15 protein-coding genes and 1 riboswitch are annotated in these 22,625 nt (G+C 59.7%); of the genes, 4 read left to right on the top strand and 11 right to left on the bottom strand.

What is annotated here, in order from left to right; all coding sequences use genetic code 11:
• Nucleotides 1–254 precede the first annotated feature (254 nt).
• Nucleotides 255–1,421 (bottom strand): acyl-CoA dehydrogenase family protein, encoded by a 1,167-nt coding sequence (locus tag BLV07_RS34035; protein ID WP_091894652.1) that lies wholly within the window; start codon nucleotides 1,419–1,421, stop codon nucleotides 255–257.
• A gap of 1,774 nt (nucleotides 1,422–3,195) precedes the next feature.
• Here BLV07_RS34035 and BLV07_RS34020 point away from each other — a divergent pair.
• Nucleotides 3,196–4,350, top strand: a complete 1,155-nt coding sequence (locus BLV07_RS34020) for an 8-amino-7-oxononanoate synthase (protein WP_091894646.1) — start codon at nucleotides 3,196–3,198, stop codon at nucleotides 4,348–4,350.
• 50 nt (nucleotides 4,351–4,400) lie between these two features.
• Here BLV07_RS34020 and BLV07_RS46750 read toward each other — a convergent pair whose 3' ends face one another.
• The 3 genes from BLV07_RS46750 to BLV07_RS34010 form a co-directional block, all read right to left on the bottom strand.
• Entirely contained in the window at nucleotides 4,401–4,664 is a 264-nt protein-coding gene (locus BLV07_RS46750; RefSeq protein WP_143035570.1) for a hypothetical protein, read from the bottom strand.
• A gap of 546 nt (nucleotides 4,665–5,210) precedes the next feature.
• Complete coding sequence (locus tag BLV07_RS34015; protein WP_091894644.1) at nucleotides 5,211–5,954, bottom strand: carbonic anhydrase; 744 nt, start codon at nucleotides 5,952–5,954, stop codon at nucleotides 5,211–5,213.
• A 10-nt stretch (nucleotides 5,955–5,964) separates the two neighbouring features.
• Nucleotides 5,965–6,675 carry a thermonuclease family protein gene (locus BLV07_RS34010; protein WP_244551301.1) on the bottom strand — a complete coding sequence of 237 codons (711 nt, stop codon included), beginning with the start codon at nucleotides 6,673–6,675 and terminating at the stop codon, nucleotides 5,965–5,967.
• 979 nt (nucleotides 6,676–7,654) lie between these two features.
• On the opposite strand from BLV07_RS34010, the gene BLV07_RS49120 reads away from it, so the two are divergent.
• Nucleotides 7,655–7,981 carry a hypothetical protein gene (locus BLV07_RS49120; protein ID WP_244551300.1) on the top strand — a complete coding sequence of 109 codons (327 nt, stop codon included), beginning with the start codon at nucleotides 7,655–7,657 and terminating at the stop codon, nucleotides 7,979–7,981.
• 596 nt (nucleotides 7,982–8,577) lie between these two features.
• On the opposite strand, the gene BLV07_RS34000 is transcribed toward BLV07_RS49120, so the two are convergent.
• Nucleotides 8,578–9,381 carry a nodulate formation efficiency C protein gene (locus BLV07_RS34000; protein WP_244551299.1) on the bottom strand — a complete coding sequence of 268 codons (804 nt, stop codon included), beginning with the start codon at nucleotides 9,379–9,381 and terminating at the stop codon, nucleotides 8,578–8,580.
• Between the two features lie 997 nt (nucleotides 9,382–10,378).
• A riboswitch (cobalamin riboswitch) is annotated at nucleotides 10,379–10,581 on the top strand.
• A gap of 103 nt (nucleotides 10,582–10,684) precedes the next feature.
• Here BLV07_RS34000 and metE point away from each other — a divergent pair.
• Nucleotides 10,685–13,030 (top strand): 5-methyltetrahydropteroyltriglutamate--homocysteine S-methyltransferase, encoded by a 2,346-nt coding sequence (metE, locus tag BLV07_RS33995; RefSeq protein WP_091894639.1) that lies wholly within the window; start codon nucleotides 10,685–10,687, stop codon nucleotides 13,028–13,030.
• Nucleotides 13,031–13,780: 750 nt separating this feature from the next.
• On the opposite strand, the gene hemN is transcribed toward metE, so the two are convergent.
• From hemN to BLV07_RS33960, 5 genes are all read right to left on the bottom strand, one after another.
• On the bottom strand, nucleotides 13,781–15,133 hold the full coding sequence (gene hemN / locus BLV07_RS33990; protein WP_091894637.1) for an oxygen-independent coproporphyrinogen III oxidase: 1,353 nt from the start codon (nucleotides 15,131–15,133) through the stop codon (nucleotides 13,781–13,783).
• A gap of 627 nt (nucleotides 15,134–15,760) precedes the next feature.
• A complete protein-coding gene (locus BLV07_RS47925; protein WP_176945936.1) occupies nucleotides 15,761–16,390 on the bottom strand; it encodes a hemerythrin domain-containing protein in 630 nt (209 codons plus the stop codon).
• A 156-nt stretch (nucleotides 16,391–16,546) separates the two neighbouring features.
• Nucleotides 16,547–17,140: a helix-turn-helix domain-containing protein gene (locus tag BLV07_RS33975; protein ID WP_091894631.1), complete on the bottom strand. Its 594-nt coding sequence runs from the start codon at nucleotides 17,138–17,140 to the stop codon at nucleotides 16,547–16,549.
• A 1,839-nt stretch (nucleotides 17,141–18,979) separates the two neighbouring features.
• Nucleotides 18,980–19,585 carry a response regulator FixJ gene (gene fixJ, locus BLV07_RS33965; protein WP_091894629.1) on the bottom strand — a complete coding sequence of 202 codons (606 nt, stop codon included), beginning with the start codon at nucleotides 19,583–19,585 and terminating at the stop codon, nucleotides 18,980–18,982.
• Complete coding sequence (locus BLV07_RS33960) at nucleotides 19,582–20,739, bottom strand: sensor histidine kinase (protein WP_244551298.1); 1,158 nt, start codon at nucleotides 20,737–20,739, stop codon at nucleotides 19,582–19,584. Before BLV07_RS33960 ends, fixJ begins: the two co-directional genes overlap by 4 nt.
• A 369-nt stretch (nucleotides 20,740–21,108) precedes the next feature.
• Here BLV07_RS33960 and BLV07_RS47920 point away from each other — a divergent pair, with 369 nt between their 5' ends.
• Nucleotides 21,109–21,315, top strand: a complete 207-nt coding sequence (locus tag BLV07_RS47920) for a hypothetical protein (RefSeq protein ID WP_176945935.1) — start codon at nucleotides 21,109–21,111, stop codon at nucleotides 21,313–21,315.
• A gap of 5 nt (nucleotides 21,316–21,320) precedes the next feature.
• Here BLV07_RS47920 and BLV07_RS33950 read toward each other — a convergent pair whose 3' ends face one another.
• Nucleotides 21,321–21,662 (bottom strand): hypothetical protein, encoded by a 342-nt coding sequence (locus BLV07_RS33950; RefSeq protein ID WP_143035569.1) that lies wholly within the window; start codon nucleotides 21,660–21,662, stop codon nucleotides 21,321–21,323.
• Between the last annotated feature and the right edge of the window lie 963 nt (nucleotides 21,663–22,625).

Below are 22,625 nucleotides of genomic sequence, written 5' to 3'. Positions count from 1 at the left end.
TCGGGCTCGACACGACAATGATCAAGGCAGGGGCGTAGAGACTCATGAGAGCGCTCGCTATGTTTGCGACGGGGAAGAGATGCTCCGCGGATATGCAGTGGTGTTTTAAGAAGCGGCTGACCGCAAGGGTCTCTCTCTTGTCCCTTAAACAAGGCTGGCAGGCCGCCATGTCCTCCAGCGGCAGACCACATCATAACGCAGGTCCGGCAATCCGTTGCTGCGGGGCGTGCGGAATTGCTCGTGGATGAACCACTTCATGGAAAGCCCGGCTGTGCTGCACATCCGAGCAGGAGGCGGCCGGCGCTCTGGAGCGTTCCCTCGTTTAAAGCTGCGTGCTGGGCGACCACGAAGCTGTCGCACATGGCGCGGGCCAGATTGCTGGTGGTATCGAGCGACCCAGTTCCAGCGAGACCGCTCGCAATCTTGCAGACTTCAGCGCTCTGCCGCGCGGCGTTCGTCGCGGCCAGCCGCATCAGCGTCGCCGTGCTCAGTTTTACCGCACCCTTGAGCGCTTCCTTCCACAGCTCCTCGGTGGCCTCGTAGAAGAAGGAACGGGCGGAACGCAGCATGGCTTCGGCTCTGGCCATCTCCAGCTGGACATAGGCGCGCTCTGCCATCACGGGCGCTCCAGTGATCGAGGCGCGGCTTCCGGCCATGGCGATCACCTCGTCTAGCGCGGAGCGCGCAATACCGATGCCGACAATCGCATGCGCCTGCGCAGCGAAAGCCACGGACGGATAACGATAGACCGGCCCGTCGAGTGTCGGCGGACCGCCGCGGATCAAGGTCCATTCCTCCGGCACAATGACATCGTTGACAACGACGTCGTGGCTGCCGGTGCCTTGCAGGCCGATGACGTCCCAATTGGGGCGGATTGTCACCTTCTCGGCCGGCATCACGGCTACACGCGCAAGACCACCGGTCGGATCGTCTTCCACAGTGATGCCGACGCCTATCAGATCCGCGCCCGGTGAGCCGCTGGCGAATGGCCACACGCCGTTCACGACAAATCCGTCGGTGCTTCGCCTGGCGGGCTGGAGCGGGAAAAGCGCACCTGCCAACACCACGTCAGGTCCATTCGCGTATACCTTGCGAAGCGTATCGTCCGGAAGAGCCGCGAGGTAGCGAGCCCCATCGCCGAAGCTGGCGACCCAACCGGCGGAGCCGTCGGCTTCGGAAATGCGCTCGATCAGGCGACAAAAATCGGCCGGCGTTCGCTCCTCGCCGCCGAATCGCTTGGCGGCCATAGCCCGATAGACGCCAACGCGCTTGAAGCCCTCGATGATCTCGTCTGGAATCTTCTGCGCGCGGACGAACTCGTTTCGACGCGCGCGGATATCGACGAGTAGCGGCGACAGATTATCCCAGGTCGCAGCCGTAGCGTCGGTTTCTGGAGTGATCTTCTCTGGTGGAGTGTTCATAAACTGTCCTCGGTGTCTTGAGCCGATCGACGCCGCGCGTCATTGATATGGATGGCGCGGGCTTGGCGAAGCCGGCCGGATTGATACCCAACCGGTGGGGATCATCGAAAACTGTCGTAGTTGATATCGACTGTGATGAGATTGCAGGCGGTTGCCACTCCAACCGCATCCCGAACGTATTGGCTCAAAGAAAAGGACTTGAGGGCCGGGAAGGCTGACCGAGATATGGCTGTCGATGCTGTCATTGAGGCTGAACCGGCAAAGCAGCCGATATGCGGCGGCGAGATCGATCCGCCTCTGCTGCACTATGTCTCCGACGGTTGACGGCCGCGCATGTCTTGTCATGTCTTCTCCAACGGACGATTTGTCACACTTGGGGCCGGGCCGGCTCGAACCACGTTGTGAATTCCTGACTTGGCGACCGCGAGGTCGCCCAAGCCTGCGGCTCTTTTCCATCTCCCCAGCAATCGACGTGCCATCAAAAATGTTCTACCGGCCTTGTCTGAATCGAGCGAAATCACGTGGCCCGTGCCGCGCCAGCAGGATGCTCGCGCCTCCCGTGTCTGGTTCCAGGCACAAGACGTCATCAACCGAACACGGCGGGAGGAGAACGACTGAAGTGGAGCTCGACCGCGGACCAGTCGGGCTCGGCTTGCCTACTGGAGTTTCAGGCCCGCTCCGATCTCCTGACATTACCAACAGCGCAAGCGACCGTGGGTGATCTGTTGGTTAGAAACGGACGTCAGACGGCAGGTGTTCAACAAACGCGACGGCCGCTTCAGGCGCTACCATTGCACGATCAAGTCACTGTCCTAGGTGCTGCAAGAGTGCCCCCGCTCATACAAGCGAAAGACAAAAAGCTTCCAGCAGGCGTTGAGATTTTGGCCGTATCGCAATGCTGGTGCGGCTGCCGTGACGTGCGGCAAGACGGCCGGTGGTTCGGCGCGCCGAAACTGGAAATCTTCTCACGCTCGCTCCGGTACGGACCGTACGCTTATGATACGATCAGATCACTCTCGCTGAGAGAGTGTGCATTTGTCCGGTCAGTACGAAGGTTGCGCGCGCATGCCGAAGCGCAATCTGCCAAATAGTCCGCACCGCAACGATTCCTTCTTTCGGTGCGCCTTCGGAAAGGCCCTTAGGTGCAAAGAATTGGGGGCGCAGGTGTCTCCGCGTGGAGCCGGCATCAAGGTGCGCGGCGGCGGCATCACCGGCATGGGCGAGCGTGTTGAGGATGGCCTCGATATGCTGGTTCTGCCCGACTATCCTATGGAATGACGTCAAGCACGTGCCGTTTGGTAGCGTTAAGAGATGCGAGTGCGTTTAGTCGCGACATGCACTCCCAGCAGGGGACTTGTTCGCCGGACGGATGGCTCCGGGGGCGCTCGACTTCTTTGGCCAGCGCGCGTTCGACCTTCCTGCAAATGCGTCGCGCGCCGGTGATACGAGCAAGTTTGTGCGACGCGGTCGCGCGCTGCCGCGGGGCGGGATAGTTGATCAACGGACACGCTGTGACCTGCCAAAATCGAAACCGAAGCGCGGTCACCTACGTAATCGAAGCACTCCGGTTGCCAATCATGGTGGCGATTAATGGGCGCGCGACTGGCTGCACTTATGCGTCCTTCGGGGAGAGAAAACGTGCAGGCCGCGCATCGTGCTGGTTGATGGGAGACAGTTGCGTCCGACCGGCTTGAAAGAGTGCACGGCGGACCTTTCATCTTCTTTTGTAGCCATCACAGTCGTTTCACGATTGATGGCATTAGCGGATTGAGCAATGTACCCAACCCATATAGGCAAGCTTGACAGCTATGCCACGGCCCTGGAAGCCTTGAGAGGAGACGATCGACTGCGCGGCTTAAAGCCGCGCGCAGGGACTGATTTTGCTTCGAACGATTATCTGGCCCTGGCGAGCGCGCCGCGCATGAAAAAGGCTCTGTTCACCGCGCTTGAGGCCGGCACGCCGATCGGATCTGGTGGGTCACGGCTGCTGCGCGGCAATTGCGAGGAGCACGAAGCTCTCGAAGCCGAGGCGGCGCAGTTCTTCCGATCGGAAGCAGCGCTGTTCTTTGGCGGCGGCTATATCGCAAACTTCGCTGTTCTGACAACGCTGCCGCAGCGGGGCGATCTGCTCGTGCTCGATTCGCTCGTGCACGCCAGCATTCATGAAGCCGCGCGAGCGGGCCGAGCCGAGTTTCGGATAAGCGCCCATAATGATCTACAGTCGGTTGAAGATACGATTGGCGGCTGGCGCGCCAAGGGCGGAATGGGGCGCATCTGGATCGTGGTGGAGAGCCTCTACAGTATGGACGGTGACTTCGCGCCGCTTGAAGATCTGGTCGCAATCGCCGAGCGCTACGAGGCGTTCCTGGTCGTGGACGAGGCTCATGCCACAGGCGTTTACGGCGAGCAGGGACGGGGGCTCACCGCTTCCTATGAGGGGCGCGAAGATCTGGTGGTGGTCCACACCTGCGGGAAGGCGCTGGGCGCGGCGGGCGCGCTTGTCACTGCTTCCGGCGTATTGTGCGACTTCATGGTCAATCGATGCCGTCCATTCATTTTCGCCACCGCGCCATCACCCCTTATGGCTGTCGCGGTGCGAGAAGCACTCTTGATCCTGAAGGAGGAGCCTGAGCGGCAGCAACGCCTGATCGATCTGATCGACTTTACACATCGTCAGCTCGTTGTGTGCGGGCGCCCGAGCCGTTCGAACTCCCAGATCATTCCTTACGTCGTGGGCGACAACGCCCGCGCGATGCGGCTCGCCTCTGCACTACAGGCGCGCGGCTTTGATATCCGCGGGATACGGCCGCCAACAGTGCCTGTGGGAACGGCAAGGTTGCGGATCTCGCTGACGCTTAACGTCGGGCAACTTGATGTATCCGATATGATCGATGCGTTGGTCGAAGAGACCTGGGGCGACGTGCGATGAGGACGCGGGCCGCGATCATGAGGCTGATGTCCGCATCGGCAAAGCGATCTTCAAATGTGCGCGCCGGCGCGCAAAAGATGCCCCTTTTCGATGCGCACTTCGGAAATCCCAATGACAAGGCCCGCCTGCGCAGAGCCAGGAACGCTCTTTGGATGGCACGTCAAGGCGTTCGTCGATAGTTGACCGGCAGGCTTGACGAACTCCGGCGAGGGCACAAAAGATTGTTCTCCGCTCGAACCGGTGGTCGCAATTGTCGTGCGCGCAACCCAGGATACAGGCCCAAGACAGATGCAACGAGGCTGCTTTTCCGACACTGGCGGTCTCCCACATGGCTGATGCCGGAGAGACCGTCCGATGCCGACGCGAGTAGCATTTTTCTTTACATCCGCCGGCTGGGCAGTCGTGGTGGTCGTAATCCTGCTCTATGTGATCTTCGGCCCTGGCTGAGCCTGGTGATCATAAGCAGGACCATAGGTGGTTTGCCGGATCGCGGGTGAGAGCGTGCCGGAAATGTCGCGTGTTCCGTACGCCGAGAGCTCAGACCCAGCATGCCTCGCACCGCAATCTGCCGCTTGAACCACCTCTGTTGACCCGGCGCATCAACGTGGAGGCATGAATGCTGTCGGCCGCGGTATGAGTGTTTCTTGGTGCTGGCCGCGCGTTGCCAACATGAGTACGTAGAATACGAGGAGAATTAAGAGGCCGCGCATACCAAAGGTCTTCCCGAAGCTATGACAATTGTGGAGCGGAATGTATTCGGTGCATTTGATGCAGCCGATGGACGAGCGAATTGCGCGGAACTCGACCGAAGCGCTGTATCAGGCGGCAAACGACTAGCCGTCCGCGCGAAGGTGCCAGCGTCAGCTCAGCAAATCGACCCTGCCGGTGTCGAGCCGATACAGGCCCCCGACGACCTTCAGTCTGTTCTGCTCAATTGCCGCGTTCAGAATCGGCCCCGTCGATTTGAGTTTGTTGACATTATCGATTACATTTTGTCGGGTTGCTTCGGCGAACATGTCACCGGTTTGCTGGCGCGATGCTTTTACCGCAGGCGCAAGCGCAGCGACGAGGGATGAAATGTGCCCCGGCGGCGGCTTATCGTCGTGGAGCGACTTGATCGTGGCGTCTATCGCACCGCAATGATCGTGGCCAAGTACCAGGATCAGCGGCGTGTTCAGCACGGCGACCGCATATTCCATACTAGCGAGCGTGTCATCGTTGGCGAAGTTGCCGGCGAGGCGGCAGACAAACAGATCACCAAGTCCGCTGCCGAAGACAAGTTCAGGCGCCACGCGAGAATCGGCGCAGCTCAGAACCGCCGCATATGGATTTTGCCCATCAACCAAAACCGGGCGCTCGCGCTTGAAATCGTCGCCTCGTGACGCACCCTGGACATAGCGATCGTTCCCTTCCATCAGCCGCTTCAGGGCAGCATCCGGCGAGAGCAGGTTATCCGGCTTGGGCGGCGCTTTTGCTTGCTTCGCATCGACAATGTTGTTGCCAAGCCGCAGGCAAACCGCCGAAACAGCGAACAGCAACAGCGAGCGGCGCGAAGGCGCGATCTTGGTCAGATAGGACATATTCGGAGAACGGCCTGCATGCATGCGTGTCACCTCATCGCGCGGCTTTACGCCACCCGGTGGCTTCGGCTTCCGCTTCGCTGCAGAGCCAGCGTTCACCGGGCTTCTTCGTCATGTCGATCTGTCCGTAACTGAGTTGCCCGGGCAGGTGATAAATGCGCTCGCCGTTGAGGTCCACGGTGCCTTTTATCAGACACTCGGGCGAGGGCGGGTCCGATAGCAGAGCGGATCCGAGCAGGAGTTCCTGAGCGTCGATCGGAACCGAGCTCGCGCCGACGATGATCGTCCTCTTGTTGCGGCGACGCCAGTCCCAAGGCGCGATGAACGCGCCCGACCACAGCCCTGCATAGCCTGTGCTCGCTACCAACTCATAGATAGCGTAGGTATGGTTAGATGGACCCGACGATAGTGCCCAGCCCGAGCGCACCATCCAGGCGTTCACATCCTCGCCTTCGATGAAGCAACTGCCGAGTGACCTCCTGTACTCATCAACTCCTGTGGTATGACAATCCCACGTTCGTCCGTTCGAATGCTTGATAAGCTCGTCGCGAGCAGCTACGCCGCAAGCCCATTTCCGGCCGTGGGCGTCGAGGCAAATCTGATCAGTCTCAGGAGCTTCGATGCCTGAGAGCCGAATCTTGGTTTGCTCGATCTCGATCGTATTGCCGTCGACGATGCGCGGAGCACCGCTGAGTGTCGCCGCGCAGACCGGAGATGTGATGAGAGCGAGCAATGCGACCATCATTACGCGGTGTTTCATCCCGACAATAACCTTTAGCTCTTGATCTATGTTCACGCACGATCCGGTGCCGCCACATTCGACTGCTGGACGCATCATGTCCGTTATTGGGCCCGCATCGTTTGACGTGTGCTTTATGAAAGCTTGGTCGTGATTTCGAACCTACGACCTGACGCTGCGTGAGGTTCAAGCGATTTCTTCCGGTGTGCGTGTCGCGGTATCCGTCGAGCCTCGCCCGTCTCTCTCTCTCTCTCTCTCTCTCTCTGTCTCTCTCTCTCTGGGCGCGCACCCTCTCGACCTGAGGAGGAGATCCCCATCGCTCAGGGCCAAACTCGCGATGTCAGGAGAAAGCCGACCTCGGAACGCTGTTTCTCCCGCGCTTTTTCAAAAAGCGCCTGTGAATTTCGGCGGTTGAGTGGAAGTCAGGCGTGGAGGAGCAACCTTGCTATGCTTCGTGCCAACCTCCATCGGCAGACAGAAGGCTGCCGACGGTTTCGACGAGGGGGATGACATTTCGCCGTAAATTCTTGTCACGAAAAGACCGATGTTCGAAAGAAATCTGGTCTCGCTTCCTCTGAGATTTGGACAAAGGCGCCAGGGAGTTCAGCTCAACGCTCGCTGCGTAACTGAATGGGTATCGTTTGCGCAGACCGTGCAGAACCCGGAGCCCTCTTTGGAGCCGGCCGGGATGGTCGCTGATGCCAATCGCATTGTGGCTTTTCGCACCTCCGCGCTGCACCATAATCGTTCGTGGTGCAGCCGCCCCGTTCGTAACAAGGACAGGATTGTTCATGACCCAGGCGGCGCGACGGGCGGCCGCTCTTTCGTAGTACGTTTCCCCACGGTCACAAGTGGACCCACCAAGCCCGGCATGAGGGCGTGCGTTTGCGCCAGGGAATTTGGAAGGGCAACCATGTCGAGCCGTTGCTTTGTCGTATACGCACCGGGCAAGCGGTAAGCTGCCCGCCTGGTCGGGCGATCGCGAGTGGCCATCGTAGCCATTCAGTGCGAGGCATCAATCCACAACATGCGTTGGCCCATCACCGCACTCGGCCAGGTAGCTCTGGTGCGGTTGGCCGACTCAAGCTACGCATCATTCTCAACCACCTCACTGCACAATGGAAATGAAATGGTTGCAGCCACCCGTGAATTGCCGGTCTCTTCTTACGCGCTAGAAGTAGATGGCCGGCTCAGAGCCGAATTCGCAACCAGAGACGGCGCCAGGGCAGGTGGAGCAGAACTAAAGAAGCGTTTTCCGATGCTTCAAATCCGGATCTATGACGCGCAGACGAATGCGCGCGAGGAAATCTAGCGCCGACTCAAGTTCGGTCCTCAATGCCTCGCGCACGGCTCCTGGGCTCCTCGCCGGGTGCACTCGGAAAAAGGGCCGGCGCTCAGGGGTATGCCGGCGTCGCTAACACGACCCCGTTGCCGTCTTCACCGGTGTCGTCGCCGCACTCGATCCCGCGTGCCGCCTCGGCGTCGGCATGCTCCACGCTCTTGCGGGTGCCAGTCAGTCGCGCGATGCGCGGCGCGCACGCCGGATCGGGCTTGGGCCCGAGGCATCTCCAGGCCCGGTCCCGTGAAGAATGGCATTGAGAGCTGGTTCCCTCGCAGATTGGTGTCCTCTCACTGCGTGGGGGTGCGCCGGGGCCAAACCAGTTCTCGCAAGCTGGCACGCGCCGTTGAGCTCGACTCCTCGCGGAAAGAGTCGAGCCCAATCGTGCTGCCCGACTTTTCCGATGATGGGCTGAAGGCTGCGGGAAAGGCTCGCGACTGTTGCGAAGGCGTAAACACCGCGACTTTAGAGCTGATATGTCTTGCAGTTGCTCTGAGGCGTTCGGCGCTAAAGGAGCTGCGGCGCGATCTTGCCCTGCGCGACCATTTACCGAGACGTTTCCCGCCCCTTTAACTCTTCCCGTTCCTTGGCTCCATGCGAGTGAACCAGGAGCCAGGAGGATAGGCCGCGATACGCTCGGCAAAAGGGGATTGCGGCTCCCAATCTTGTCCTTCGCTCTTCTCGAAAGTGATGACGCCGTTGTGGGTAAAAAAACGGGGCCCTGGGATATCACAGTTCACCAAAAGCAGAACGCGCCACAGATCACCTTTCTCGGTCGGCTTGTCATTCTGCTTCGGCAAGTAGTCCACTCCAACAGGCTCAACGATAGTGCAGCGGCCCTGCCGCAGAAGATTGCCGAGCTGGCCTTGCTTGGTCGTCACAAAGTTGAAGTTGGCCGGGTCATGCAGAAAGCGAAGATTTGCGTCCCTTTCGCCAGCCTTGACTTCACTGGCGATCAACGAGAGCGCCAGGGCGCGCCAGCCCAATTCCATCGGCTTTGCATAGGTCGACGCAAGTTCAATCGTCCCGTCGAGCGCGATCTTCCAAGCGATAACGTACTGTTCGTCTGATTTATTGTCCCGGTGCCTGGTCCACGAAACGAAAACATATTCACTTTGGTCAACTCCTTCAGCGACGCCCCACATTCGAGGGACGAAGTGTGCCACCTTCGAGACGTTGGAGAGAATTTGTTCTATTGTCTCACCGTCCTGCGCTCGCCACGTTGACTTGACTCTTTCGACAGGCGCGCTGTCGTTGGCGCGAACACTGTTGCTCGTCGCAGCCAGCCCGGCCAGGCAGATCAGTGATCGACCGAGACAAAACCATAGCGCGCGTCTTCGAGACATTTTCTTCATAACCGTCGGCCTATTCATCCACACATCATTCCAAAGCGGGCAACCTTCAACCTGTTATGCGCGAGCGCAAGAAGTTAGCGGCGACGCAACGGGGCGACCGCCGGTCCCGCGCGAGCATGCGCTCCCCTCTATGTCGCGCGCCGCTAACTTCAGTTGCCAGCGACAGCCTCAATTTGCTGTGCTGGACCTGCCCAGCAGGAGGAGACTGGGCATGCCGAGGACTTGCATTCTTCGTGCCACGTAATAGACGGCAATTCGCACCGGTTTTATGTCCTCTTTGTCGACTTTCCGACTTGCCCACGTCTCGATGTTTCCATTCAGCCTATCCATCGCGGCTTATGCAACCTCGCACGCAGCGGGTATTCGACGGCGCAGCGGAACGCCTCGGTGCCAAGTTCCTGATGAGAATTGGGAGCACGTTGCCGCCATTGAACCGTTTGGTTCGGTATCGTTGCCGGAATATGGGCTTTCGATCTCTGCCATGCCGTTGGGCACTTGCGACGAAGGGCCCTGGCGCGTTTGGCGCGCCTTTCGCGACATGCGGCGCTCCGGAATTCGAGAGCAGCCTCAGCCAGGTGCGCTTTGCACACGATGGCCAACGACGCGAAGCCGATCTTCACCGCCGAGCATTTGGAGTCGGGCTGGCACCGCAAATCAACGTGCTCGCCGGGTCTGTTGCTGGCTTCGCCAGGTGTCTTGGGCCTATTCAACACGGATCCTGTTGGTCGAGAAGGCGGCTGGACGGCGGACGTGCTCGAAGAACCGCTCGGAAGCCGGGACTCGCATCAAATGCGTTCTGCTCGAGGCCGCAGTCCCGACCGCGCAAGCCGCATTTGTCCCTGCCACCTATCCGGCGTGCGGGCCGCGGGCAGCTCCGATGGTCATTCCGATATCGCTGATTGGAGAGCGCTTCTACATCGTCTCAACGATAGAGATGCATGGCCATTCGCGTAGCAGATGTCGCAGCATTTAGCTTGAGACAAATCTGAGAGGTTGACGGAAGAGTTCTCTTGCCGATAATCCAAGTCGTCGAGGTTCTCCGGTTTCCATTTGATCCGGAGCTAAGAGGGAAGCCGGTGAAAATGCCGGCGCTGCCCCCGCAACTGTGAGCGGCGAGCCGCTGTCCAACGATGTCACTGAAGCCTGCGCGGCTTCGGGAAGGCCGGACAGCAGCGATGACCCGCGAGCCAGGAGACCTGCCCCGACAATATATTCGTCCACGGGCGGGGTGTCCCGGTGGTGCGCCAAGCAGCCGTCGCACCGCGCGACTTCCCCTGCCTGCGTCCGCCATGGCCTTTGCCCCCAACATCGGGTTAACGCTATGTCTCTTCTCTCTCTTCCGGTTGCCACGCTCGGAACGCCACGCATCGGTCCCAGGCGCGAGCTCAAACTCGCTCTAGAAAGCTACTGGGCCGGAAAAAGCAGCGAACAGCAGTTGCTCGAGGACGCAGCTGGCCTGCGTGCCGCGAACTGGGCTCGTCAGAAATCTATCGGCGTCACGGTCATTCCATCGAACGATTTCTCGCTGTATGACCAGGTGCTCGACACAAGTCTCATGGTTGGCGCTATCCCGGAGATCTACGCCTCGAAAACCGAATCCGTTTCGCTCAAGACGTACTTCGCCATGGCCCGCGGTTCACAATGCGACGACCAGGGTGCGAGTTGCGGTCACGGACCGCGCGGATTTGGCGCACCCGCGCAGGAGATGACCAAGTGGTTCGATACCAACTACCACTACATGGTCCCCGAGTTTCACAGGGGACAGACTTTCAGATTGCGCTCTCGAAAGCCGATCGAGGAGTATGAGGAAGCCAAGGCCCTTGGCTTCCAGACCCGCCCTGTCCTGATCGGGCCGGTTACATTCTTGAAGCTCGGCAAGAGTGCCGATCCTGCGTTCCTGCCACTCTCACTACTGGATGATCTGATACCGGCCTATATCGAGGTTCTGCAGGAATTGGCCAAACGCGGGGCAAATTGGGTTCAGTTCGACGAGCCCTGCCTGGTTCTTGATCTGGATGAGGGGTCGCGAAAATCTTTGCTACATGCCTATGACCGGCTCGCCAAGGAGGGCCCGGCCATGAAGATCATGGTTGCCAGCTATTTCGGCGACCTCGGCGACAATCTAGACACCGCCTTGAGGCTGCCAATTGCCGGATTGCACCTCGATCTGGTTCGAGCGCCACAGTTATTGGATCAGATCATTGCCGGCGGGCGAAGTGATCTCGTCATCTCGCTCGGTGTCGTCGACGGCCGGAATGTATGGCGGTCGAATTTGTCGTCGCTGCGCCAGCGGCTAGAACCCGCGATTGCGAAGCTCGGCAAGGATCGTGTACAGATCGCCCCATCCTGCTCTCTGCTTCATGTGCCGGTCGATGTTGAACTCGAGACCGGTCTCGCTTCCGACGTCAAGAGCTGGCTTGCTTTCTCGGTTCAGAAGATGCGCGAGCTTGCGATCCTGGCGCGTGCACTCGCGGGCGACCAAAATGTTGCGCCAGCCTTTGCCGAGTCGGAACGTGCCGCGACCGTCCGCCGGACTTCGCCGAAGATCCGTGATGCCAATGTCGCTGTCCGGATGAGAGCTATCGACCAGACCATGCGCCGGCGCGCCAGCACATTTGCCCGTCGTGCCGAGATCCAAAGCAATCGCTTCGGACTACCGGCTTTTCCGACCACGACGATCGGATCGTTTCCTCAGACCACAGAGGTCCGTAATGCCCGCGCGGCGCATGCGCGAGGCGCGATGAGCGACGAGCAATACGACAGGTTCCTCAAGGAGGAGACTGCGCGCGCCGTACGTTGGCAGGAGGACATCGGTCTGGACGTCCTCGTGCACGGTGAATTTGAGCGCAATGACATGGTGCAGTACTTCGGCGAGCAACTCGCCGGCTTCGCATTTACCAGGAACGGATGGGTGCAATCCTACGGCTCGCGCTGCGTCAGGCCACCGATCCTGTTTGGCGATGTCTTGCGGTCGAAGCCTATCACCGTGGATTGGTGGCGCTATGCGCAATCACTAACCAGGAAGCCGATGAAGGCGATGTTGACCGGACCGGTGACGATCTTGAACTGGTCGTTTGTCCGCGATGATATTCCCAGAAGCGAGGTCTGCCGCCAGATTGCGCTCGCGATCCGAGACGAAGTCCGCGATCTCGAGAATGCTGGTGCGACCATGATCCAGATCGACGAAGCGGCACTCCGCGAAGGATTGCCGTTGCGTCGATCGGAGTGGACGGCTTATCTCGACTGGGCCGTGGATTGCTTCCGCATCTGCTCATCGGGCGTCGCCAATCAAACGCAAATTCATACGCATATGTGCTACTCGGAGTTCAACGACATCATCGGTGCGATCGCTGCAATGGACGCGGATGTCATCTCGATCGAGACGTCGCGCTCGAAAATGGAACTACTCGACGCATTCAGGAACTACGAATATCCAAATCAGATCGGGCCGGGCGTGTACGACATCCACTCTCCACGCGTTCCCGAGACGGGCGAAATGAAGGAGCTGATCGCGTTGGCTCGGACACGGCTGCAGGATTCGCAGCTCTGGGTCAATCCGGACTGCGGCCTGAAGACTCGCAAATGGGAGGAGGTTCGGCCGGCGCTGGCCAACATGGTCGCTGCCGCCCGCGAACTGCGCGCTGCATCCGATCCGCGAGGCCGTTGATCCCGGGCTTGGGTCTCTCCTCGAGAAAGCTGATCCGCTTGTAGTCATTTGCGCTCTCAGTAATTTCGAGGGAGCCTTGGGAACACAAAAAGCCCGGCCGCGCTTAGCGGGCCGGGCGGAAGTTAGGTCTAGGAGGAGCGACGCTGACGCATCGCGCGGACTTCCATCGGCGGAGAGAGGGAGGCCGACGGTTCGATCACGGCGAGGACATTCGCCGAAAATCTAAGCCAAGTTAAAGCACAAGCTCAGCGTGATTCAATTATGCCGTGGTATGCGACCGATATAGCCCGAGATTAGAAATCTACACCAAGGTTTGTCGCTCATGAGCACGTTCGCAACGGTTTGCCGAAAGCAACGAGGGGCGATGATGCCAGGCGGTCGCCGCATGGACGGGCACCAACCGCAAACTTGGTGCGCTTTCCTGCCTGTAACGATATGCTCGATCAGCGCGACGATACGAAAAACCCGGCTGCAAGGATCTCGCAAACGTAGCCGATGCATGAGCGGTTCCTATTGATTTGGACCCTGCTTAAGGCGGTCTTTGGTCGACCGGTTCCACCCCATAGTCAGTTTTCGGCTTGGGCCTCTGTTTGAGATCTATGAGCGGACGACGCAGAGGATGTCATGGGCTTGAAGGTGGCGGGTGCCGATAGGGTGCTCCTCAGCCGTGAGTGTGGTCCTGCCCCAAAGATAGGCCATTTAAGTGACGGCGATTTCGGACCCGACACGACTCGGCTCGGCGCAGCCGGTTTAGACCGCCGGACTGTGTGTAGCCCCGCACCGAGGAAGATAAGCGTCGAACGCCGATGCGACGCTCCGGACCAGGAACTCTGCGCCACCAGCTACGGAAAGCCGGCCATCGTCAATCACCACGACGCCATCTGCGATAAGGCTGTCGATTCGAGAACGATCGACGACGGCGAGCTTCGGATCCAGACCGTGACGACGGGATGTCTCGGAGAGATCGACTGCCATGTCGCACATAATTCGCTCGATGATCTCGGCGCGGAAGCGATCCTCATCCGTCAGCAAATAGCCCTTCGCGGTGGCGAGCCGATCCTCGCTGATGCGAGCAAGGTAGTCCTTTGCCGAGACAGCGTTCGCGACAAACCCTTGTTGCATGCGCCCGATGGCGCTGGCGCCGAGACCAATTAGGGCGTCCGCGCAATCGTCGGTATAGCCCTGGAAGTTGCGCTTCAGCCTGCCTTCCCGCCTCGCCCGGGCAAGACTTTCGTGCGGCAGGGCAAAGTGATCGATGCCGACGCGTACGTATCCAGCATCAACTAAAGCGTCCGCGATCGTTTCGAATTGGAGATAGCGCTCGACACTGTCGGGCAGAGTGAATTCATCGATCTTGCGTTGATGCTTCTTGAACGCAGGAATGTGCGCGTAGCCGAAGGCCGAAAACCGGTCCGGATGCAACTCGAGGCATTTGGCGACAGTGTCCGGGCACGACGCGACTGTCTGCTGGGGCAGGCCATAGAGCAGGTCGAAATTGATCCGGCCGACGCCGGCGCGGCGTAACCGATCGACCGAGGTTGCGGTCTGTTCGAAGCTCTGCAGACGATTGACGGCCCGCTGAACAACTGGATCGAAGCTCTGGACGCCAAGGCTCGCCCGGTTGACCCTGCAATAGCCAAGCATCTCGGCCATCGGCTCGCTCAACATGCGTGGATCGATCTCCACGGCGATCTCGGCATCAGGCAGGACGGCGAACGAATAACGTAACGAACCGACCAGATCAGCAAACGTTTCAGGCGTCATGACCGTAGGGGTGCCACCCCCGAAGTGAATACGAGAGATTGGTTGTCGTTGGCCGACGACCTCTGCAATGAGGTAGGCTTCAGTGCGCAGTCCAGCTGCATAGATCGCGATCGGCTCGTCGCGTTTCGTGACCGACGTGTGGCAGCCGCAGTACCAGCACATACTTCGACAAAATGGCACGTGCACGTAGATCGAGGCGGATTGTTGCCCGCCCAAGGACTTGAGCCACGCTTGATAGTCCAACTCGCGAACTGACGCTGAGAAATGCGGGGACGTCGGATAGCTAGTGTAGCGCGGTAGGCGATGCTGCCCGTAGGATTGTGCCAGGTCCGGTCGCATTCGGACGCCTTTCTTGCTTTCTGGGTCCGATTATCGGACGCAGACCGGGCAAGCTTTGCGCTGCCTCAAAATATCTGGTTTGCTGATCGCCACTCCAAAGCGCATTTGGTAGGGCATGCGCACGCCGCATGCATCGTATTTTGGATCGCGATGAAGCGGTCACACGCCAGGAATGCGCATCCTTTACGATGCGGAGCCCCATAGATCGTTGTGATCCAATCGCGCCAGAACTGCGCCAGGCGATCGACGTCCAGTTGGCGTGCAGTGAGTCGAACCGGCTGCGCTCGGATGGTTCAGAGCGTGCCGGGCGGGGCTCAAGGAGTGGAAGTGTTTCGCCGCACCCGCGCCGCTGCAATCGCTCGTCCTTATCGGTCGGCGGACATGAGAGGCGTCCGTTTCGCGCGATATTACTGCGCATGCCAAACCTGCGACGGTCACATTGTGGAACGTGCCGGAACCAGAGCTCGGGAAGGCTCGGCCATGCCGTTTGCACCGGTGGTCGAGGAAGCGATCATATTGTGCAGAAGCCATCTTGGCGGTACGGCAGCCTACGCGCCCGCGAGCATCCCCATTTTCATTTCGACAGGATGAGCATGAGGTCCACTCCCTGCTGTGAAACGGCAGCGGTCAATACGCCCCATCCGTCTCGGCGCCGTGTCGCGGGTTGCCGGCCTTGGCGGACGAAAACGCGACCGAGCCCCGTTCGGCCTCAGCTTCTTGCTCCAATTGCAGAATATGCGCTCTTAGCGCATCGGAAGTCGCTGCCGCTGTCTCGCTGAACAGCGGATCTCCATGATCGGTGAGGGCGGAGGCGATTTCGGTCCAATCCTGAGCCGAGAGAGCCGTCAGGGCGGCGGGAAAGAAATCTCGTTCTTCCCATATCATGTGGTGCCGCTCGCGTACTATAAAGTCGCGTATGATATTGCCGACGTCTTGCCGAAGGAGTTCACGATCGGCGAGGATGGCGTCAATAGCTTGCGCGAAGTGGTGCAAACGGTCGACGACTTCCTGATGTTCAAGCGCGAGATCGCCGACGATTGCAGCTGCATCCGAATCGCGAGCCTTGAGCTTGGAAAAAATCAAGTCTTCCTGTGGATGATGGTACACCTCGGGGTAAACTTCGAAATAGCTGATAATCGCGCGAATGACCTCATAGTCGGGACGAATCCCTTTCTCAAAAATCTCCAATTCGCGTTGAAGAGCGACCAGAAGCAGATCAATATTGCGATGCTCGCGAAGCAAAAGATCGATGATCATTGCGGTACTCCTGGAGGCACAATGTAGGCTGGAAGCGTTTCTACAATTTGCCAGATCGCCCAAGCCGAATTCGGTGTCCTTCGCTGCGCTGCAATTTGTCCGCGCTGTTCGGCGCAAAAAAGTAGCGCGATTCAATTCGAGCTGGCGTAAATGAACTTAGCCGAAGTTTTGCACAAAGCTCCTGGGCAATCTGTCGGTACGCAGCTCGACTCGGCGTGAGGTCGGCAGGGCGATCACGCCATTCTGCTCAAGTTGGGTAAACGTGCGCGACACCGTTTCGATCGTCAAGCCAAGATAATCGGCAACATCCTGCCGTGACATGGGCAGTTCGATGGCAGCGTTCTTCGTAGCGCGGCGAGACATATCGAGCAGGAAGGCCACGACCCGGTCTTCAGCGCTGCTGATCAGGAGCATCATATGTTCCTGAAAGCGGCGGAGTTCGAGCGCCATCGCGTCCCACAGCTGCCGTGTTAGCTCCCTCTCGTGACTGGCGCGAACAATGAGGGCGGTACGATTCACCAGCAGCAGCTGTGTCTCACAAATCGCTCCGGCCGAAGAGATATGACTTCCTCCGGCCTCGAAGCCGAAGATGTCGCCGGGCAGATAAAACGCACCGATCTGACGGCGTCCGTCTTCCAGAATCTTGTAGGTTCGCACAGCGCCCGAGACCACCTGATACAGGTATTCCGCCGCCTCGTCTTCGCTGTAGATCTCGCTATTGCGAGTGAACCGCATCGGTGTCGCAATCATGCCAAACGGTCCACACGCATGAGGTTGCCCACGCAAGACCCTGGTCGGATGGCGGCTGGTCTCGGTAAACCTGGGGGCCTGGGCGTGCATGGCGGACCCTATCTTGCGAACGTCGATGGGACGCAAATTGGCTGCTCCTGACGAACTGGGAAATTTGGATGTTTCCCCTAGGTAGAAGCCCCTAAGTATTTACACGTAGGTCCCGTGGAGGAGGGCGTCTTGAACCGGCGCTGTCCCTTGGTTGCTCAAACATGCTCAAATCGGATTAGAAAGCTGCATGCTGGCTTCGTCAGCCGCGTCCATGGAACCAGTCGGAAGCGCACGGCCGAACCCGTGAAGAACTCCAGCCAGGCCGAACGCTGTCGTCGACCGCCACTTTCGGCTCGCCGCAGGAAGTCTTGTTCGGACGCCGTGACTCTGAGTCCCGATCAGCATCGATGGGCCGTGTGACGAAGCGGATATTGACGGCATCCTGATCGATCTACGCTGGCCGATGTGGACGACGTGCTTGGACATCATCCGATACGTACGCATGTGGACCGAGTTGGGACCCGGATCATAGAATTCGGCTCGCGTGACAGATTGACCTGGCTCAACGGCCAGCTTGCCGCTCTCCAGCGATTTTTGAAACGGGAGGAAATCGCGACTTGGCCTGGCTTGAAGCTGAGCTCGGGGCATCGTCGGATGGCCGATGACAGACTGTCATGCGGCATTTCGACCGTTAGCGTGTAGCGTTCGAAGCAGTGTCGCATGATGGCGGGTTCGCCCGCACCTCGTCGATGGGGCGCCGACGAACGCGTGAGGGCCCGGACAGACGGCACTCCTGTTCCTGGTCGCGCGCCTGGCGTCGCTATTGCGCCGATTGCGACGGCGTTCTGACCGCATCTGGAATTCTTGCCCTCAGTGCGACATCAGGACTGGATGGTGATTGCACGAAGGATATCTCCCGCGATACCGCCGAACAGCCTTACAGCCGAGAGCGGCCGTATCCACCCATCATCAGCAGGTCGAGGCTTGCGTCCGCCGCAAGCGATAGGAGGGCGCGCTGCGCCGACCGGGATGTCTGAGACGACCTTTGCAGAAAGCCCCGGCTTTGCAAGATACTGACCCAGACAGGCGGTGGAGCTTTCCGCCGGCACCCTGCCGGAGTGGCGGTCGCGACGACGGGGCGTCTGCTTTACACAGCAGCGGCATCGCGTCTTGCAACGCGCGGGCCGCACGGCGGCGGCCGCGCCAGCAAATCCGAATTCGTCTGATCGAAAAAGCGCCATGGAAAATCCATGGCAGGTACCAAACAGGGCCGCCGGCCTGGCTGCCGGCGTTCCGTGCCCGCAGTGCCGCTTCGGCCCGCTCCAACGCACGCGACCGTTTGATTTCGAAGACCGAAGTGACTGCCGCCCAGCCGAGCGCAATGACCGCACAATGGTCCTCCCGTAACCGACCGCCACAGCGCCAAGATGCGCACCCATGCCCAATGCGAAGGAAATCGGACCGTTTACAGCCCGCACCGGGAGCTCCGTGGGAGGATGGACCAATATATTGCCGAACTATGCCGTTCTCCGGGGTGATAGACCTGCTGCCCATCGGAGCACAAACCTGGGCCGGCGCAATTGATCTGCTTCATACGCCGCCGTGATTTTGTTTAAGCACGATCAAACCGGCAGGCAGCAGCTCTCGCGATGGTCCGGTGGCAAGAAACCAGCATCGCGTGCGTTGCATCGGTAGCCGTCACCGAAAACATGATCGGTTCGGCGCGGCGCGCCCGAAAACCCTCCGTTCGTCGTCTGGATTGCGCAGCTTGAATGCATGAATAGGCCATTCGCGTCATTTGCGCTGCTGCTAGAGTCCCGCCGTAATGGCGATCCGCATCAACTCGGACATGCTGCGGACATTGGTCTTGGCCATGAGGTTCGCACGGTAGACCTCGACTGTCCGGGGACTGATGCCGAGATCATGGGCGATCACCTTGTTGATCTTGCCGGCTAATAGTCCCTGCAGGACGTCATGCTCGCGCGACGAGAGGTCCGCGAGGCGGGCTTCCGCCTGCAGTTTCGCTGCGTCATCGGCTGGCTTTGTTGGTCGCGCTTCCAAAGCACTATTGATCGCGCGCAATAGCACCTCCTCCTCGAACGGCTTCTCGATGAAGTCGACCGCACCCGCTTTCATCGCTTCGACTGCGAGCGATACGTCGCCATGACCAGTTATCAGGACGACGGGGCAGTCGACGCGATCGGCCTTCACTTTGCGGACCAGTTCGAGCCCGCTCATACCCGGCATGCGGATGTCTGACACAATGCAGTCAACCGGACCGCTCGCGACGTCATTGAGAAACGCGGTCGCCGTCTCATAGGTTGCTACGTAGAAACCGTTAACATCAAGCAGAAACGCAAGCGAGTCCCGCATCGCGGCGTCATCGTCGATTACAAGAATGCGCCGCCCAATCATGTCTCTTCACTAACCTCCACAAATGGCGGGGTGAACTGAAAGATCGTGCCGCCGCCCGGATTCGTTTCCGCGACGATGTGGCCGCCATGTGACTCGACGATCGTCCGGCAAATTGATAGCCCCACACCCAGGCCATGCTTTTTAGTCGTGACAAAGGGCTGGAACAGGCGGTCGGCGATACCAGGGCTGATGCCGGGGCCCTTATCAGCAACGGTAAACCTGTCGACCTTGGCAACTTCGACGGTCAATTCGCGGCGCGGGCAGGAAGCGATGGCCTCGATTGCATTGCGTATCAGGTTCAGCGCAACCTGCTGGATCTGGATCTCGTCGACTATCAAAGGCAGATCGCGATCGCTGCGGATCATCACGCGTACGCCTTGCTCCTTGGGGCCGACGAGGGCCAGAGCCACAGCTTCTTCAAGGAGCGTGAGCGGAGTCTCCACAGTGTGCTCGCCCTTGGCAACGAATTCCCGCAGGCGCTTGATGATATCCTTGGCGCGCAGAGCCTGTTGGGCGGCGTGTTCGAGTGCATCATTAATGCAGTTGGTGTCCGGCTTATCGGGCGCCAGCAGAGCCTCTGCGCCGCGCATGTAGTTTGTAATTGCGGAGAGCGGCCGGTTGATCTCATGGGCAATAGACGATGCCATCTCACCCATGGCGGTCAGCCGCGACACGTGCACGAGTTCAGATTGCAGCTCTTGCAACCGCCGTTCCTGCGCCCGCCCTTTGATGCGTTTTCGGATGAAACCGGTGAAGAACCGTTCGCCGCGCACTTTGACCTCACCGACGGAGGTCGAGCCGTCGCTCCGTTCGCCGACCACGATGCGGCCGATGCCGATGATGTGCCGCTCGCCGTTGGTCAGATAACGTTTAATGTAGCGCTCGTGCTCGGCGCGGTAGAGCTGCGGCGTCAACCTCGATACATTCATTCCGACCACGTCGTCCGGAGACCAACCAAATAAACGCACTGCCGCGGCGGTGAAGGAGCGAATGATGTCCTTCTCGTCAATCACGATCATGGCTTCCGGCACGGTATCTAGGCTCAACTGCAGATGGTCTAGCCCATACCGCGCCTGCTCTGTTTCCCGCCGCAGCCGATTGCCCCCGAAGCCAAGGAGGGGACCAAGTACCGCGAATTCCGCGATATCGATCATGTTTGCGGAATCGGTGATAAGACCTTTCGCAAGAAACGCCACGGTGATGACGAGGCAGAGCAGGGTAGCGAAGTTCCCGGTCCGCGGCCGCGGCGAAAGCGGCAAAAACGACGACGGAAGGTAGATGTTCGTGAACGTGCGTTCCTGAAGTTATGGATCTAGCGCCAGGCGCAGCACGAGAGCCAGCGCGGCGGCTGCCGCGGCAGTGCCATAGCCGTACCAGACGTGGTCGGACATGTTTCCTGGCAGACCCTCTCATTCGATCGACTCTACATTGTTTCCCACGAGAGGCCGCCGGAGGCAGACGCGCCTCAACTCGCGCCAATCTATTGTGCAGGATGGTCGCCGCTATCTGGGCCAGATGCGCCAGTGCGTCGGCTGCACGGCTACGTGTTCTCCGGTCTTGGCCTTGATCCAGCCGCCGAAGATCCGGCGGCAAGGAAAGACCACCCGGTGAATGGTATTATCCTCGACCACGGCAATCTCCAGATCCCGATCAAAGGGCGGCGTCGTTTCGAGCCGCTCCCAGGTCAGGTCGCCATTGGATCTTGGACGGTGTTCATCGCTGCCGGCTGACAAATTCAGGCAACCTTCTGAACACGACGGACGAGATCGCTTGGTCGCCGCGCGAACAAGCTCAGCCCAATATTGGGCAGGCGGCGCGTGGTCTCGATCGCGTCAGCCGCGGCCGGGGTTTTATCGGCCGTGGCGCCGTGGAACCTATCGTGCCGGGACATGATCCGCTCGCCAACCGAAATATTAGGATTGGCGCGGCGAAACAACTCCCGGGCTTCGGTCGATTCGATCTGGATCAGCTCAAGACCTCGGCGGTTGATATTAATCGCTGTTCTGCAGAAGTTAAACTGGACTGCCGCTCCCGCAAGCTGGCCCGCGGCGGGACAAATGTCCCCGTGGTCTGTCATGTCGAACATCCTTCGTTGGTGAGAAATCTCCTTGTCCCACGGCGTCAGCGTGGGGCGTTGGGTTGTGATGACGTCAGCCGCGCCCTTGCGAGCGGGGCGGCATCCCCAAGCGAGAACGGGAAGACGCCAGAATTCGCTTGACACCATTCGGATGGGCCTAGCTGCGCTCGGCGCCGATCATCGCGCCGGTCCGCAGATCGATGAAGTGGACACCATCGCACGCGGCGCAGGTTATCGGGTACAGGTCATCGGCACGCGACTCGGGTGCGTCCGGCAGCAGTCCTTGAACTCGGTCGCCGGTATCTGGACATGAAAAGGTGATGGGGCGCCAAGTCTTTCTGTCTGCCATGTGTGTGACCTTGGACTGGGAGATCGCTTCTATCAGTAGGCACTCGCCGCAGTATTGATACAGGTCAAAAGAGCTGATGCGTGTCCAGAATGGCCGAGCTCGAGCGGCCGCTGCGAGCCGGACAGGCCCGCGTTGGCAGGCGACATGTCCCAACTCCGGCGATCCGCCAGGGCCTCGCGTTGGTCCGGCAACACGCCAGCGTGGAGCCGGGTTGATTTGAGGCGCACCGCTCGCGAATGGGCCACGACAGCATTTGTCCTCAATGCCGCGATAGCCGGCAAGCGGATGGGAATTGATCGCTCGCCTCGCATTGTCGGTAGCCTTGCCGGCGCTGATCCCAGCCATAGGCTTTGGAGCTGAAGTCCTGAACCTTGGGCTTATCGAAACGTTGGCTGCGACGAGCCTGATCATCGGCTTTGCTGTCGCGGCGGCAGGGTGGACCGTCAGAAGCGAGATCGGGGCGTTCGCCTCATTGGCCCCACGATCACGTGCGCGTAGGTCTCGCCGTCGATAGCCCCCGCCCGCCGGTGCGCGTCAGAAATGGCTCTGCCCGGTGATTGGCGCAATGATCCGGTGTTTGCGGCAATGCCTCGTGAGACCACCAAGTATCGTGT

Source organism: Bradyrhizobium sp. Rc2d, from assembly GCF_900099855.1.
Classification (GTDB): domain Bacteria; phylum Pseudomonadota; class Alphaproteobacteria; order Rhizobiales; family Xanthobacteraceae; genus Bradyrhizobium.
The sequence above is the reverse complement of the archived record's forward strand: the minus strand, read 5'-3'. Positions and strand labels throughout refer to the sequence as shown.

Excerpts from the sequence above, each read along its gene's own strand:
- BLV07_RS34035 (WP_091894652.1), bottom strand. The coding sequence starts at position 1,421 with ATGAACACTCCACCAGAGAAGATCACTCCAGAAACCGACGCTACGGCT.
- BLV07_RS34020 (WP_091894646.1), top strand. The coding sequence starts at position 3,196 with ATGTACCCAACCCATATAGGCAAGCTTGACAGCTATGCCACGGCCCTG.
- BLV07_RS34015 (WP_091894644.1), bottom strand. The coding sequence starts at position 5,954 with ATGCATGCAGGCCGTTCTCCGAATATGTCCTATCTGACCAAGATCGCG.
- BLV07_RS34010 (WP_244551301.1), bottom strand. The coding sequence starts at position 6,675 with ATGATGGTCGCATTGCTCGCTCTCATCACATCTCCGGTCTGCGCGGCG.
- BLV07_RS34000 (WP_244551299.1), bottom strand. The coding sequence starts at position 9,381 with ATGAATAGGCCGACGGTTATGAAGAAAATGTCTCGAAGACGCGCGCTA.
- metE (WP_091894639.1), top strand. The coding sequence starts at position 10,685 with ATGTCTCTTCTCTCTCTTCCGGTTGCCACGCTCGGAACGCCACGCATC.
- hemN (WP_091894637.1), bottom strand. The coding sequence starts at position 15,133 with ATGCGACCGGACCTGGCACAATCCTACGGGCAGCATCGCCTACCGCGC.
- BLV07_RS47925 (WP_176945936.1), bottom strand. The coding sequence starts at position 16,390 with ATGATCATCGATCTTTTGCTTCGCGAGCATCGCAATATTGATCTGCTT.
- BLV07_RS33975 (WP_091894631.1), bottom strand. The coding sequence starts at position 17,140 with ATGATTGCGACACCGATGCGGTTCACTCGCAATAGCGAGATCTACAGC.
- fixJ (WP_091894629.1), bottom strand. The coding sequence starts at position 19,585 with ATGATTGGGCGGCGCATTCTTGTAATCGACGATGACGCCGCGATGCGG.
- BLV07_RS33960 (WP_244551298.1), bottom strand. The coding sequence starts at position 20,739 with ATGATCGATATCGCGGAATTCGCGGTACTTGGTCCCCTCCTTGGCTTC.
- BLV07_RS33950 (WP_143035569.1), bottom strand. The coding sequence starts at position 21,662 with ATGACAGACCACGGGGACATTTGTCCCGCCGCGGGCCAGCTTGCGGGA.